At 64.7% G+C, this 13731-nt stretch carries 12 protein-coding genes and 1 riboswitch; of the genes, 6 read left to right on the top strand and 6 right to left on the bottom strand.

The features are described from left to right. Window positions 1-96: 96 nt before the first annotated feature. The 4 genes from gap to WFM45_RS24505 form a co-directional block, all read right to left on the bottom strand. Window positions 97-1107, bottom strand: a complete 1011-nt coding sequence (gene gap / locus WFM45_RS24520) for a type I glyceraldehyde-3-phosphate dehydrogenase (protein WP_033632647.1) — start codon at window positions 1105-1107, stop codon at window positions 97-99. 78 nt (window positions 1108-1185) lie between these two features. Beyond that, complete coding sequence (locus WFM45_RS24515) at window positions 1186-2160, bottom strand: GlxA family transcriptional regulator (RefSeq protein ID WP_004935441.1); 975 nt, start codon at window positions 2158-2160, stop codon at window positions 1186-1188. 126 nt (window positions 2161-2286) lie between these two features. Next, window positions 2287-3021, bottom strand: coding sequence for an SDR family NAD(P)-dependent oxidoreductase (locus tag WFM45_RS24510; protein ID WP_242142154.1), 735 nt, complete (start codon window positions 3019-3021; stop codon window positions 2287-2289). A gap of 13 nt (window positions 3022-3034) precedes the next feature. After that, window positions 3035-4057, bottom strand: a complete 1023-nt coding sequence (locus WFM45_RS24505; protein ID WP_015378399.1) for an LLM class flavin-dependent oxidoreductase — start codon at window positions 4055-4057, stop codon at window positions 3035-3037. 150 nt (window positions 4058-4207) lie between these two features. Continuing rightward, window positions 4208-4310, top strand: a riboswitch (TPP riboswitch). 62 nt (window positions 4311-4372) lie between these two features. Here WFM45_RS24505 and WFM45_RS24500 point away from each other — a divergent pair. From WFM45_RS24500 to WFM45_RS24485, 4 genes are read left to right on the top strand one after another with little or no spacing between them, the layout of a single operon-like run. Further along, window positions 4373-5056 (top strand): TenA family protein, encoded by a 684-nt coding sequence (locus WFM45_RS24500; RefSeq protein WP_033632645.1) that lies wholly within the window; start codon window positions 4373-4375, stop codon window positions 5054-5056. After that, a complete protein-coding gene (locus tag WFM45_RS24495; RefSeq protein ID WP_033632644.1) occupies window positions 5053-5793 on the top strand; it encodes an ABC transporter ATP-binding protein in 741 nt (246 codons plus the stop codon). The genes WFM45_RS24500 and WFM45_RS24495 overlap by 4 nt, the downstream gene beginning before the upstream one ends. Beyond that, on the top strand, window positions 5790-6557 hold the full coding sequence (locus WFM45_RS24490) for an ABC transporter permease (RefSeq protein WP_336957598.1): 768 nt from the start codon (window positions 5790-5792) through the stop codon (window positions 6555-6557). The genes WFM45_RS24495 and WFM45_RS24490 overlap by 4 nt, the downstream gene beginning before the upstream one ends. 35 nt (window positions 6558-6592) lie before the next feature. Further along, window positions 6593-7528 carry an ABC transporter substrate-binding protein gene (locus tag WFM45_RS24485; RefSeq protein WP_336957597.1) on the top strand — a complete coding sequence of 312 codons (936 nt, stop codon included), beginning with the start codon at window positions 6593-6595 and terminating at the stop codon, window positions 7526-7528. Here the strand turns inward: WFM45_RS24485 and WFM45_RS24480 are convergent, their stop codons facing one another. Further along, on the bottom strand, window positions 7529-8269 hold the full coding sequence (locus WFM45_RS24480) for a transporter substrate-binding domain-containing protein (RefSeq protein ID WP_156865882.1): 741 nt from the start codon (window positions 8267-8269) through the stop codon (window positions 7529-7531). It lies immediately after the preceding gene. A 286-nt stretch (window positions 8270-8555) separates the two neighbouring features. Here WFM45_RS24480 and opgB point away from each other — a divergent pair, with 286 nt between their 5' ends. Both opgB and WFM45_RS24470 read left to right on the top strand, forming a co-directional pair. Beyond that, window positions 8556-10859: a phosphatidylglycerol--membrane-oligosaccharide glycerophosphotransferase gene (opgB, locus tag WFM45_RS24475; protein WP_336957593.1), complete on the top strand. Its 2304-nt coding sequence runs from the start codon at window positions 8556-8558 to the stop codon at window positions 10857-10859. A 138-nt stretch (window positions 10860-10997) separates the two neighbouring features. Further along, on the top strand, window positions 10998-12461 hold the full coding sequence (locus WFM45_RS24470; RefSeq protein ID WP_033632641.1) for an AMP nucleosidase: 1464 nt from the start codon (window positions 10998-11000) through the stop codon (window positions 12459-12461). A 35-nt stretch (window positions 12462-12496) separates the two neighbouring features. Here the strand turns inward: WFM45_RS24470 and nac are convergent, their stop codons facing one another. Further along, on the bottom strand, window positions 12497-13420 hold the full coding sequence (nac, locus tag WFM45_RS24465; protein WP_015378407.1) for a nitrogen assimilation transcriptional regulator NAC: 924 nt from the start codon (window positions 13418-13420) through the stop codon (window positions 12497-12499). Between the last annotated feature and the right edge of the window lie 311 nt (window positions 13421-13731).

Here is a 13731-nt window from a genome sequence, read left to right as displayed (position 1 = left end):
TTAATCCGTATGTCACTGGTTCGAGTCCAGTCAGAGGAGCCATATTTAGAGAAGCCCGCTTAAGGAAACTTAAGCGGGCTTTTTGCTGTTGGGCGTTTACAGCCCGCGTTGTTCCATCAGCAGCGCCAGATCGACCAAGCGGTTGGAGAAGCCCCACTCGTTGTCATACCAGGCGAGCACTTTCACCAGGTTGCCGCCGATCACCAGCGTGGACAGGCCGTCGATGATCGACGAACGCGCATCGCCCCGATAGTCGCTCGACACCAGCGGTTCATCGCTGTACCCCAGGATCCCTTTCAGCGGGCCGGACGCCGCCGCCGCGCGGAAAGCGGCGTTGATCTCCTCCACCGTCGCCGGGCGTTTCAGCGTCACCGTCAGATCGACGATGGAAACCACCGGCACCGGCACCCGCAGCGAATAACCGGTCAGGCGGCCGTCCAGTTCGGGGATCACCTTGCCGAGCGCCTTGGCCGCGCCGCTGGAATAAGGCACGATCGATTCCGCCGCCGCCCGCGCGCCGCGCAGATCTTTTTCCGGCTGATCGTGCAGCGCCTGGCTGTTGGTATAGGCATGCGTGGTATTCATCAAGCCGTATTCGATGCCGAACGCCTGATGCAATACCTGCGCGGCGGGCGCCAGCCCGTTGGTGGTGCAGCTGCCGTTGCTGACCACCTTATGCAGCGCCGGATCGTAGAGGTGATCGTTAACCCCCATCACCAGCGTGATGTCGTCATTCTTGGCCGGCGCCGAGATAATCACCCGTTTGGCGCCGCCGTGCGTGATGTGCACTTCCGCCTTGGCTTTATCGGTAAAGAAGCCCGTCGCTTCGATCACCACGTCCACGCCCACGCTGCTCCAGGGGATTTCGGCGGGATCGCGCTGCGAAAACACCTGAATCGGCCGGCCGTCCAGCAGCAGCTGGTTGTCGCCGGCTTCCACCCTGGCCGCCAGCGTGCCGGAAAGCGTGTCGTATTTCAGCAGGTGCGCCAGCGTCTTGCTGTCGGTCAGATCGTTGATCGCCACCACTTCAAAATCGCTGCGCCCCAGCGCCGCGCGCAGCACGTTGCGCCCGATCCTGCCGAAGCCGTTAATGCCTACTCTCACCATGATGCACTCCTCATTTGTGGACTTTGCCTAAAATCTAGCGCCGACCAGAAGCGGCGTAAATGACGTTTACCAATCAATTTACGCCAAATTGCGCGCATGAAAGCGTTCGCGGTATTCGCTCGGGGTCAGCTGCAGTTTGCGCTCAAACACCCGCCGCAGGTTAAGGCCGTTGCCGAAGCCGGTGGCTAAGGCAATCTGCTCGATACCTTCCGCGCTCTGTTCGAGGCGCTGCCTGGCGGTATGCAACCGCCCCTCTTCGACGAATTTGGCGGGAGAAATGCCCGTCTCGCGGGTGAACACCCGGGTAAAGTTGCGCGGGCTCATCGCCACGCGCTCGGCCAACCGATCGACGCTGAGATCGTCAGCGAGGTTTTCCAGGATCCAGGATTGCAGGTCACGGATCGGCCCCGGCGATTTGGCCTGGTTGAGCGGGTAGCGGCTGAACTGCGCCTGCCCGCCGGGACGACGCAGAAACATCACCAGATCCTGCGCCACTTCGCGCGCCTGCACGAAGCCGTAATCATCCTCCACCAGCGCCAGCGTCAGATCGAAGCCGGAGCTGACGCCGCCGGAGGTCCAGATCGGCCCGTCCTGCACGTAGATTGGGCCGTTTTCGACCTGCACCCGCGGGAAGCGCGCCTGCAGCGTTTCCGCCAGCCGCCAGTGGGTGGTCGCCCGCCGCCCGTCCAGCAACCCGGCTTCGGCCAGCAGCAGTGCGCCACCGCAAACGGAAGCGATACGGCGCGCCTGCGGCGCCGCGCGGCGCAGCCAATCGGCGACCAGAGCACCCTCTTCTTCGGTCGCCCCCTTGCCGGCGACGATCACGGTATCGCGCGGCAGGGCCGGATCGAGATCCGCCAGGCGATGATCGGCCAACAGGCTCAGCCCGGACAGGCCGTGCACCACCCGGTGAGATTGCGTGGTGGCGACCGCGATCTGATACAGCGGCGTCTCGGCAGGGCTCAGGCGATTGGCCTGCATCAGGATATCGGCGATGCCCGCCGCTTCGAACAGCATGCCCCCTTCAGGGACAATAATCAGGAATGAGTGCATGGCGATAATATAAATAACAATCAAAACAGGCCAGGCAACCACTGTATAAGAAAAGCCCCGTCGGTTCACCCTGCGGGTATAAAAAAGCCCGCCGATAATCACCGACGGGCCAGGAAGGAACGGCCATCAAGTCTGCGGCAGGTTCACCCCGCCGGCGCGCGCCAATTGCGCCAGCAGCGCCGTTTGAAACGCCTCATCGTGCACCGCCGCGTGAGGTTCAAACCGCTGCTGGTGGTGCCAATAGCCGCCGGACGCCAGTGCCTGCGGTTCATCGCTGCTCACCAGCCACGCCTGCGTCACGTGTCCCAGCGCCAGATCGTCGGGCGCATCCGCGCCGCCCATTTTGGTCGGCACCCAGCCGGGATCGACCGCGCTGCTGATGACGCCGGGCCACAGGCGCGCCACGGCGGCGGCCAGCGCGGTGACGAACAGCTTGCTGTCCGAATAGGAGCCGGCTGCGCCGCCAAGCCAGTCCACGCCGTTCAGTTCCGCTACGCCGTCAAAGTGCATGCTGCTGCTCAGGTAGACGATGCGATCGGGGCGTTCGATCAGGGCCGTCAGCAGATAGGGCGCCATCACGTTCACCGGCATCACCTGCGGCCCGGTGAACATGCCGGCGTTGTGGATCACCGCATTCGGGCGGCCAAGACGATTCACCTGCTCGGCGACCTGCCGGATCTGCTGCACCTCGGACAGATCGCCAATCACCGCCTGCGCGCCATGATCCAGCAGATCGCGCACCGCCTCCAGACGGCCGGGGGCGCGCGCATGCAGGATCACCTGATGCCCTTCCGCCAACAGCGTTTGCGCGGCGGCGCGGCCCAGCCCGTCGACCGAACCGGTAATGAAAATGCGTGACATGCCACTCCTCCGTTTAGCGCCAGCCGAGCGCCGGCGCGACATGGGTTAAAATCGATTCGATAACGTGGGCGTTATAATCCACGCCCAGCTGGTTAGGCACGGTCAGCAGCAGCGTATCCGCTTCAGCGATGGCCTCGTCCTGCGCCAGCTGCTCGATCAGCGCGTCCGGCTCGGCGGCATAGCTGCGGCCGAAGATCGCCCGGGTTTGCGCATCGATATACCCCAGTTGATCGCCTTCCTTACCGCTGCCGCCGAAGTAATTGCGATCCCGCTGATCCACCAGCGCAAAGATGCTGCGGCTCACGGAAACCCGCGGCTCGCGCGCATGGCCGGCCTCTTGCCAGGCGGCGCGATAGGCGCGGATCTGCTTGGCCTGCTGGATATGGAAGGGTTCGCCGGTCTCGTCATTCTTGAGCGTCGAGCTTTGCAGGTTCATGCCCAGCTTCGCCGCCCAGACAGCGGTGGCGTTCGAACCGGCGCCCCACCAGATGCGATCGCGCAGCCCGGCGGAAAACGGCTCCGGCCGCAGCAGCCCGGGCGGATTGGGGAACATCGGCTGCGGATTGGGTTCGGCGAACCCTTCGCCGCGCAGCGCTTCCAGGAACACTTCGGTATGGCGGCGGGCCATGTCCGCGTCGGTTTCGCCCTCGGCCGGGGCGTAACCGAAATAGCGCCAGCCGTCGATCACCTGCTCCGGCGAGCCGCGGCTGATGCCGAGCTGCAGCCGCCCGCCGGCGATCAGATCCGCCGCGCCGGCGTCCTCCACCATGTACAGCGGGTTTTCATAGCGCATGTCGATCACGCCGGTGCCGATCTCGATGCGTTGGGTTTTGGCGCCGATGGCGGCCAGCAGCGGGAACGGCGATCCCAGCTGACGCGCGAAGTGGTGCACGCGAAAATAGGCGCCGTCCGCCCCCAGATCTTCGGCGGCAACCGCCAGATCGATGGACTGCAGCAGCGCATCCGCTGCGGAACGGGTGCCGGACTGGGCGGAAGGCGTCCAGTGGCCAAACGAGAGAAAACCAATCTTTTTCATCGGGCATCGTCCTCAAAGGCAAAATCATCGGCCTACAGTGACAAAAACCGCGCGCCTTGCGCCAGCAAAATCGCCCCCGATCGCACTAAACGAACCGATTGCCGCCGCGCCGCCCGGCGATTGTAATCAAAAAACAAATGTCGTATAACAAGCAGCTCCGAGGGGTGTCCTGTTACGGGCTGAGATGGTGCAAGCCGAACCCTTTGAACCTGATCTGGGTCATGCCAGCGAAGGGACGGTTAGGCAACAACGCGATCACCCGTTGCCTGTTCATACCTCAGCGTGCCCGGATCTCCACTGACTCAAGGAGGTCCCATGTCCATCACCACCCTGTTCGAAAGCGGTCTTTACGGCCGGTTGCGCCACCATGCCGGCAGCCACTGGCAGAACTACGTCGATCACCCGTTTCTGCAGCAGCTGGCCGCCGGCACCTTGCCTGAACGCGCTTTTCGCCGTTACCTGACCCAGGACTATCTGTTCCTGCTGCACTTCGCCCGCGCCTACGCGCTGCTGGTCAGCAAGCTGCGCACCCTGCCGGAGATGCGCGCCGCCACCGCCTCGCTCAACGGCATCGTCGCCGAGCTGCCGCTGCACGTGGCCTACTGCGCCGAATGGGGGTTGAGCGAAGCGCAGATCGCCGCCCAGCCGGAGGCGGCGGAAACCATGAACTACACCCGCTACGTGCTGGATATCGGCCATGCCGGCGACGCCCTCGATCTGTTGGCCGGTCTGCTGCCCTGCGTGGCCGGCTATGCCGAAATCGGCCTGCGGCTGCTGCACGATCCCGCCACCCAGATGGAGGGCAATCCTTACGCCTCCTGGATCCGCAACTACGGCGACGAGGGCTATCTGGCCGGCGTACGCGCCGCCATCGAACTGCTGGAAACCGTTGGTCAGCAGCGCGGCGCACAGGATCGCTTCACCGAGCTGGCGCAGATTTTCACCACCGCCACCCAGCTGGAGTCGGCATTTTGGCAGATGGGGCTGAACGCCTCATGACCTCCCCGCTTCTCCCGCCCGGTATCCAGGTGCGGGATCTCAGCCTGCGTTTCGGTCAGCACATCGTCTTCGACCGGCTGAGCTTCGACATCGCCGGCGGCAGCTTCGTCGCCCTGCTCGGCGCCAGCGGCGCCGGCAAAACCAGCCTGCTGAAGATCATCGCCGGCCTGGCGCAGGCCAGCTCTGGTTCGGTGACCGGCAGCGACGGCCTGCCGATCGCCGGGCGCATCGCCTACATGGGGCAAAAAGATCTGCTTTACCCGTGGCTGACCATCGAAGAGAACGTCGCCCTCGGTTCGCGACTGCGCGGCGAAACGCCGGACCGGGCGTGGGCGGCGCACCTGCTGGAGCGCGTGGGCCTGGCCGCGCATGGCCGCAGCCTGCCCGCCTCGCTGTCCGGCGGCATGCGCCAGCGCGCCGCCATCGCCCGCACGCTCTACGAACGCCAGCCGATCGTGCTGATGGACGAACCCTTTTCCGCGCTGGACGCCATTACCCGCGCCGAGATCCAGAGCCTGGCCGCCGAGCTGCTGGCGCAAAATACCGTGCTGTTGATCACCCACGATCCGATGGAAGCCTGCCGCCTGAGCCACCGGCTGCTGGTGCTGTCGCCCTGGCCGCTGGGCCTCGACGATACTCACCGCATCAGCGGGCTACCGCCGCGCGCGCCGGATGACGCCGACCTGCTGAAAAGCCAGGCCGAGCTGCTGCAGCAGCTGGTGAGGGCCGCGCAATGAATAGTGTCCAAGAGCGTGGACTCACCCGCCTGCGGCGCGGGCTGACGGTATTCGTCGGCCTGCTGCTGCTGTGGTGGCTGGCGGCGCAAAGCGGCATCCCGGCCTTTCTGCTGCCCACGCCGGGCGCAGTGGCGCAGGCGCTGTGGGACGGGCGCGGCTATCTCGCCTGGCACACGCTGGTCACCGCTTCGGAAATCGTCAGCGGGCTGGTTCTGGGCGTGTTGCTCGGCGCGGCGCTGGCGCTGTGCATGATTTTCTCGCCGCGCCTGCAGCGCTGGCTGATGCCGCTGGTGCTCACCAGCCAGGCGATACCGGTGTTCGCCCTGGCCCCGCTGCTGGTGCTGTGGTTCGGCTTCGGCATGAGCGCCAAGGTGGCGATGGCGGTGCTGGTGATCTTCTTCCCGGTGGTGTCGGCCTTTTTCGACGGGCTGCGCCGGGTCAACAACGACTATCTCGATCTGGCGCGCACGATGCGCGCTTCGCGCTGGGCGCAGCTGCGGCACGTGCGGCTGATGGCGGCGCTGCCGGCCTTCGGCTCCGGCCTGCGCATGGCCGCCGCCGTCGCGCCCATCGGCGCCATCATCGGCGAATGGGTCGGCTCGGCCGAAGGGCTGGGCTATGTGATGCTGAACGCCAATGCGCGCATGCAGACCGACGTCTGCTTCGCCGCACTGTTTATTTTGGTGCTGATGACCGTGCTGCTGTGGGCCGCGGTGGATGCGCTGCTGCGGCGCCTGATCGCCTGGGCGCCGGAAAACGACTGATGATTGCAACCATAACCAGGGATAAAGGAACGACCATGATCAAACAAACCGTCTGCGGGCTGTTGCTCGGCGCCGCCATCACCGGCCAGGCCGGCGCGGCCGACAAGCTGACGCTGGTGCTCGACTGGTACATCAACCCCGATCACGCGCCGATTATGGTGGCCGAGCAGATCGGCGCCTTCAAGGCCGCAGGGCTGGACGTCAAGATCGTGCCGCCGTCCGATCCGGCGCTGCCGCCGCGGCTGGTGGCCGCCAAACAGGCCGACCTCGCCATCACCTATCAGCCGCAGCTGCATTTCTTCGCCGATCAGGGCCTGCCGCTGATGCGCGTCGGCACGCTGATCAACACGCCGCTGAACACGGTGATCGCGCTGGATAAAAACATCACCTCGCCGGCGGATCTCAAGGGCAAAACGGTGGGTTACTCGGTCAGCGGCATCGAACAGGCGACGCTGGCCACCATGGTCGAACACGAGCATCTCAAACCGCAGGATATCAAGCTCATCAACGTCAACTTCCAACTGACCAGCGCCCTGCTGGCGGGCCAGGTCGATGCGGTGATCGGCGGCTACCGCAATATCGAAGCGCTGGAGCTGAAGCTGCAGGGCAAAAAACCGGTGGTGTTTAACGTCGAAGACTACGGCGTGCCGGCCTACGACGAACTGATCATCGTCGCCAACCGCGATGCGGTGAACGAGCCGAAAATCCGCAAATTCCTCACCGCGCTGAAGCAAGGCAGCGACTACCTGCACGCGCACCCGCAGGACACCTGGTTGGCGTTCGCCAAGGCGCACCCGGAGCTGAATACCGAGCTGAACAAACAGGCGTGGCAAGCCAGCCTGCCGCTGTTCGCGCGCGATCCGGCCAAGCTGGATCGGGCCCGCTATGAGGCTTACGAGCAATTCCTGTTCGACAACAAGTTGATCAAGAAAATCACCCCGGTAGACCAGTACGCGGTGGAGCTGAACTGATCACGCCGAGGCGGCCGGCGGCGCCACCGTCACCTCGCCCTGGCCGCTGCGCTGCAGGGCCGCCTTCACCAGCCCATTGGCCTTGCAGCGTTCGATAAACGCGTTCACGTAGGCGGCGCCCTGCGTGTTTTGCCGCGGCACCGCCATCGCCTGGCGAATGGCGGTGAAATGCCCCTCCAGCACTCGGTAGCCGGGATGGGCGGCCGCGGCGGCCAACAGCGGTTGACGCACGCCGGCCGCCGCCTCCAGCCCCCGTTCGAAAAACAGCGCGATCGCCTCGGCGGAGGTTGCCGCCCGCACTAATTGCGCCTGCTGCAGCGTGCGCGATAAAAACAGATCGTACGCCGCCCCCTGCCCGACCGCGATGCGCACCTCCGGCCGGTCGAGCTGCGCCACCTCAGAGTAAGGCGCGTCGTTCGCCACCAGGTAAGTCCCCTCGATGATCACGTAGGGTTCGCTGAAGGCGATCTGCGCCGCGCGCACCGGCTCGATGGCCATAAACGCCAGGTTCCAGGCGCCGCTGTCCAGATCGGCGAACACCTTGCCGGCCGCGTCATAAGTGACCAGCTCCAGCGCCACGCCCAGTTCGCGAGCCAGCGCTGCGGCCAGCTCCACCGAAGCGCCTTGCGGTTTGCCATCAGCCCCGGCCTGCGCCAGCACCGGATTGCCGTAGTTGATCGCCGCGCGCAACACGCCTTGCGGGGCCAGATCGTCGAGTACCGCTGCGGGGATTGTCTGCATACTTCCTCCTGAATGGCTGATGGGCGCACCGTCGCGGCGCTCATTAAGCGTAGAGCGAAACCTCCGACCAGCAAGCTTTCGCCGCCGCGGCCGCCGTCGGTGTGATTAACGTCACACTATTGTCATAAAAATGTACAATAGCCGCCGCTCGTCGGCCGTAGCGGGAGATCGCGCGTTGTTCCGCCGCCGGCAATAGGCTATACCCTTCACTTTTCGCGCCGCGGCACGCTCGGCGGCGCAAACCAGGGCAGCAACGGTTTTATTTCAATCAGACAAGGTTTGGCGGATGGTTTTAGCAGTCGTTTCGTTTGTTCTCTTTTTGGCGTCGATTTTGATTTATCGCACCCGGGCCGCCGCCAACCGCTGGTGGTTCGCCATTCTGCTGACGCTGCTCGGCAGCTATCTGGTGCTGAACGTCATCCTGATCGCCAGCAACTACTTCACCGGCGACGGCATCACCGATGCGGTGATCTACACCGTCACCAGCAGCCTCAAAGGCGCGGGCATCAGCAAATACGTGCTGCCGTTTATCGGTCTGCTGGCGGCGTTGGGGCTTATCTTCGCGGTGCTGGCCCGCAGCCTGCTGCGCCGCAAGGCCAAAGGCAGCAGCGTGGCTTACAGCGTCGTCGCCGTACTGCTGGCGCTGTTTTCTGTCGGCACCACCCCGGCGTTTCAGGACATCTCGCTGCTGGTCAAGAGCCAGATCGTCGGCGATACCGCCGATTTCACCACCTACTACAAGGCGCCGAAAAAGACCGTGCAGGGCAAGCGGCCGAACCTGGTGTACATCTATGCCGAGAGCCTGGAGCGCACCTACTTCGATACCGAGCTGTTTCCCGGCCTGGCCGACGAGCTGAACGCCCTGCGCACGGACAGCATCGATTTCAGCAATACCCAGCAATTGCCGGGCACCGGCTACACCATCGCCGGCATGGTCGCCTCGCAGTGCGGCATTCCGCTGTTCGCGCCCTTCGACGGCAACGCCTCCAGCGCGGTCTCCACCTTCTACCCGGAGAACGTCTGCCTGGGCGACGTGCTGAAGGCCGCCGGCTACAGCAACTATTTCTATCAGGGCGCCGAGCTGGCGTTCGCCGGTAAAGACACCTTCCTGAAATCCCACGGCTTCGACCACGTTTACGGCTTCAAAGAGCTGCGCGATCGGGTCGCCGATCCGAGCTACAAAAACGACTGGGGCTGGTACGACGACAGCGTGCTGGACGTGGTGTACGGCAAGTTCGTCGAGCTGTCCAAACAGCGCCAACCGTTCTCGCTGTTCACCCTGACCGTCGATACCCATCACCCGGACGGCTTTATCTCCGCCGGCTGCAGCAAGAAAAGCTACGCCTGGCAGAACAAGGAAAACCGCTCGCTGAGCGCGGTAGCCTGCAGCCAGCAACACATCGCCGCGCTGATCGACAAAATCAAACGCTCGCCCTATTTCAGCAATACCGTGATCGTGGTGTCCTCCGATCATCTGGCGATGAACAACACCGCCTACGATATCCTGACCAAACAGAAGCGCCGCAACCTGTTCTTCATCATCGACGGCACCCGGCCGCTGGCGGAACAGCGCAACGAGAAACGCAGCACGCTGGACAACGGCGCCACGGTGCTGGACGTGATGGGCGGCGACAACTACATCGGCCTTGGCCGCAGCAGCCTGTCGGCGCCGTCGCTGTCTACGGTGTTCCTGAATATCGAAGAGAAGATCAACGGCTGGAAACCGGCGGTGATCAATCAGTGGGGCCTGCCGAACCGCATCAGCGACTACAGCGTGGATACGCGCCAACGCAGCTTCAGCTTCTCCGGCGTCACCTACAAGGTGCCGTTCATCCTGCGGGTGGGCGACAGCCGCATCGAACCGATGTTCAACGTCTACCTCTCCACCCCGCTGCGCAAGCAGCTGGCCGGGCTGGGGGCGGGGGAGAAATTCGTCTGGGTCGATAAATGCTACGAGATCGGCCGGGTCTGGGCGCCGCAGCTGGCGCTGAGCACCGACATCTGCGTGGCCTCGGGCACCCTGGCCTCGCCGCCGCAGATCGCGCAGGCCAGCGGCGAACGCTTCAACGGCAAGGTGAACTTCACCGGCTCGGCGGCGGACAGCGTCGCCGATTATCAAAACGCCGTCGCCCGCCTGCAGGTGGACGACGCGGCGGTGAAATACCGGGCGGACGCCATCGAGTTCATGCTGCCCGGCATGCCGGAACAGGTGAAAGCCATCACCGGCGTCTCCGCCGTCGAGGAATGGGGCCGCTGGTCCGACGCCAATCTGGCGCCGGCGGTCGACATCGATTACGTCGATCCGCTGCCGAAGCGCTTCGATCTGGTGCTGCGCGCCCGCGCCTACGGCAACAACGTCGGCGAACCGATTTCGGTGCGCGTCGGCGACGAAGAGCGCTTCGTGTCGCTCGGTGAACAGGACAGCACCGTCACCCTGCGCTTCGACAACCCGCGCGGCGCGCAGAAGATCAGCATTACTCCGCCGGCGCCGACCGAGCCCAAAGAGAGCGCCAGCGGCGGCTTCACGCCGAAGAAGCTGGGCATCGGCCTGGTGTCGCTGAAGGTCGAAGCGGCCGCTCCCGCCTCCTGATCCCCCCGCCTTCACGGGCGCGGTAATTTCTTTGCCGCGCCCGTCATTTCGACCAAGCTTTTACGCCCTTCTTCGGCTAACCTGTGACGGTAAAACGCCGCAACCCCGCCACAGAGCCGGGACATCCAAGGAGAAAGTATGAGCTATGCCCCACCTCGCAGCGGCCTCAGCGCCGATCAGGCACTCGATCAACTGGAAGCCCTGTATGACGCCGCGGTAGACGCGCTGCGGCAGGCGGTCAGTGACTTTATCAGCCACGGCACGCTGCCGGATGCGCAAGCGCGCGCCGCCGGGTTGTTCGTGTATCCCGAACTGCGCGTCAGCTGGGATGGGCAGCAATCCGGCCCGAGCAAAACCCGCGCCTTCGGCCGCTTTACCCATCCCGGCAGCTACAGCACCACCGTGACCCGGCCGCAGCTGTTCCGCCACTATCTGGCCGAACAGCTGGCGATGCTGGAACACGATTACGCCGCCCATATCGAAGTGGCGCCGTCGCAACAGGAAATCCCGTTCCCTTATGTCATCGACGGTTCCAGCCTGGCGCTCGATCGCTCAATGAGCGCCGGCATCGCGCAGCATTTCCCCACCACCGAGCTGGCGCAGATCGGTGACGAGACCGCCGACGGCCTGTACCACGCCACCGACAAGCATTTCCCGCTGTCGCATTTCGATGCGCTGCGCGCGGATTTCTCGCTGGCGCGTCTGCGGCACTACACCGGCACGCCGGTGGAACATTTTCAACCGTTTGTGCTGTTCACCAACTACACCCGCTATGTGGACGAGTTCGTGCGCTGGGCCTGCGCCCAGATCGCCGATCCGGCCAGCCCGTACATCGCGCTCTCCAGCGCCGGCGGCACCTACATCACGCCGGAAACCAGCGCCCCGGAGCAGGCGGTGTCCGATCTGGCGTGGAAAAACCACCAGATGCCGGCCTATCACCTGATCTCGCGCACCGGCCAGGGCATCACGCTGATCAACATCGGCGTCGGCCCATCCAACGCCAAAACCATCTGCGATCACCTGGCGGTGCTGCGCCCGAGCGCCTGGCTGATGATCGGCCACTGCGGCGGCCTGCGCGAAAGCCAGAAGATCGGCGATTACGTGCTGGCCCACGCCTATCTGCGCGACGATCACGTGCTGGATGCGGTGCTGCCGCCGGATATCCCGATCCCGAGCATCGCCGAGGTGCAGCGCGCCCTGTATGACGCCACCAAGATGGTCAGCGGCATGCCCGGTGAAGAGGTCAAACAGCGTTTGCGCACCGGCACCGTCGTCACCACCGACGATCGCAACTGGGAGCTGCGCTACTCCGCTTCGGCGCGGCGCTTCAACCTCAGCCGCGCGGTGGCGGTCGACATGGAGAGCGCCACCATCGCCGCTCAGGGTTATCGCTTCCGGGTGCCGTACGGCACGCTGCTGTGCGTCTCCGACAAACCGCTGCACGGCGAGATCAAACTGCCGGGCCAGGCCAACCGCTTCTACGAAGGGGCGATCTCCGAGCACCTGCAGATCGGCATCTGCGCCATCGATTTGTTGCGCGCCGAGGGCGATCGCCTGCACTCGCGCAAGCTGCGCACCTTCAACGAACCGCCGTTCCGCTAACGGTGCCAGGCCCGCTGCGGCGGGCCGTTTTTTCCTCAACGCACCAGCGCCAGCGCGCGCTTCTCCTGGCTGCGGCCGCCGGCGATCGACAGCAACAGGTCTTTCACCAGCAGCGCCGGGGCGGACAGCCCCTGTTGGCTGGACATGCACAGTGACAGCGGCACCGACATCGTCGGCGCATTGATGCGCGCCATCCAGGCCTTGGCCGGGCCGATCATCGCGCGCGCCACCGATTCCGGCAGCACGGTCGCCCCCAACCCGCTGGCGATCGCGGCGCTCAGCGCGCCCGAGGATTCGATCTCCCCCACCACGTTGGCAGCCAGCTTGCGCAGCGCCATCGCCTCCTCCAGCTGGTTGCGCACCGCATCGCCCTCGCGCGGCAGGAACAGGTTCAGCCGCGCCACGTCCAGCAGCTCTACGCTGTTGCCGGGATGCGGCACCGCGCGCGTCGCCACCAGATAAAGATCTTCCCGCATCAATGCGATGGCGTGCAGACCGGCGGGCATTTTGGCGCCGTAGACCATCGCCATGTCCAGCGTCTGGTTAGCCACCTGCCCGGCCAACGCCGCGCCGCCGTTTTCATGCAGGCTGAGCAGGATGCCCGGCTGCTGATCGCGCAGGGTCTGCAGCAACGGCAGCGCCAGCTGCGCCGCGGTGCTGCCCGACGCCAGCCCGAGAGACACCTGGCCGCTCATCGCCTGCCCGGCGCTGTTGACCGCGCTCTGCGCCTGTTCGCACTGGCGCAGAATGGTCTGCGCGTGGGCATACAGAATGTTGCCGGCCTCGGTCGGCTGCACCCCGCGCTTGGTGCGGATCAGCAGCTGCTGCTTCAGCTCCCCTTCCAGCGTCGCCAACTGCTGGCTGAGCGCCGGTTGGGCGATGTGCAACACCTCCGCCGCCTGGGTCAGGCTGCCGATATCGACGATTTTCACGAAGTACTTCAGACGTCTGAAATTCATAGTGCCTCCAGCGAGCCGCTAAATTGAGAATGCCGAAATCCGGTCATGCAATCACAGCAAGATCCAGGCCAGAGTCGGTAAACGGCCGTGGAAGCGGGGTACAAGGCGGTAAATGGCCGTTCGCCGGGCGGCGCGCGCCACCGCGCAGGGCAACCGTTGCACCATCGGCAGGCAACGGCGCCACACAACGGGCAATTCGACTGCGCTGCGCGCGGGATAAGCGACAAAAGCGAGAAAAAGCAGCAGGTTGGGCAATCTTGCAGCAAACGAACGCATCGGGCGTTTTCACGCTTTACAAGCCGCAACCGCCC

Source organism: Serratia sp. KG1D (assembly GCF_037150675.1).
Taxonomy (GTDB): domain Bacteria; phylum Pseudomonadota; class Gammaproteobacteria; order Enterobacterales; family Enterobacteriaceae; genus Serratia; species Serratia nematodiphila.
This window is presented reverse-complemented; position numbering and strand designations above follow the sequence as displayed.

Bases quoted from the DNA above. Each gene is read 5' to 3' on its own strand.
- gap (WP_033632647.1), bottom strand. From the start codon at position 1,107: ATGGTGAGAGTAGGCATTAACGGCTTCGGCAGGATCGGGCGCAACGTG.
- WFM45_RS24515 (WP_004935441.1), bottom strand. From the start codon at position 2,160: ATGCACTCATTCCTGATTATTGTCCCTGAAGGGGGCATGCTGTTCGAA.
- WFM45_RS24510 (WP_242142154.1), bottom strand. From the start codon at position 3,021: ATGTCACGCATTTTCATTACCGGTTCGGTCGACGGGCTGGGCCGCGCC.
- WFM45_RS24505 (WP_015378399.1), bottom strand. From the start codon at position 4,057: ATGAAAAAGATTGGTTTTCTCTCGTTTGGCCACTGGACGCCTTCCGCC.
- WFM45_RS24500 (WP_033632645.1), top strand. From the start codon at position 4,373: ATGTCCATCACCACCCTGTTCGAAAGCGGTCTTTACGGCCGGTTGCGC.
- WFM45_RS24495 (WP_033632644.1), top strand. From the start codon at position 5,053: ATGACCTCCCCGCTTCTCCCGCCCGGTATCCAGGTGCGGGATCTCAGC.
- WFM45_RS24490 (WP_336957598.1), top strand. From the start codon at position 5,790: ATGAATAGTGTCCAAGAGCGTGGACTCACCCGCCTGCGGCGCGGGCTG.
- WFM45_RS24485 (WP_336957597.1), top strand. From the start codon at position 6,593: ATGATCAAACAAACCGTCTGCGGGCTGTTGCTCGGCGCCGCCATCACC.
- WFM45_RS24480 (WP_156865882.1), bottom strand. From the start codon at position 8,269: ATGCAGACAATCCCCGCAGCGGTACTCGACGATCTGGCCCCGCAAGGC.
- opgB (WP_336957593.1), top strand. From the start codon at position 8,556: ATGGTTTTAGCAGTCGTTTCGTTTGTTCTCTTTTTGGCGTCGATTTTG.
- WFM45_RS24470 (WP_033632641.1), top strand. From the start codon at position 10,998: ATGAGCTATGCCCCACCTCGCAGCGGCCTCAGCGCCGATCAGGCACTC.
- nac (WP_015378407.1), bottom strand. From the start codon at position 13,420: ATGAATTTCAGACGTCTGAAGTACTTCGTGAAAATCGTCGATATCGGC.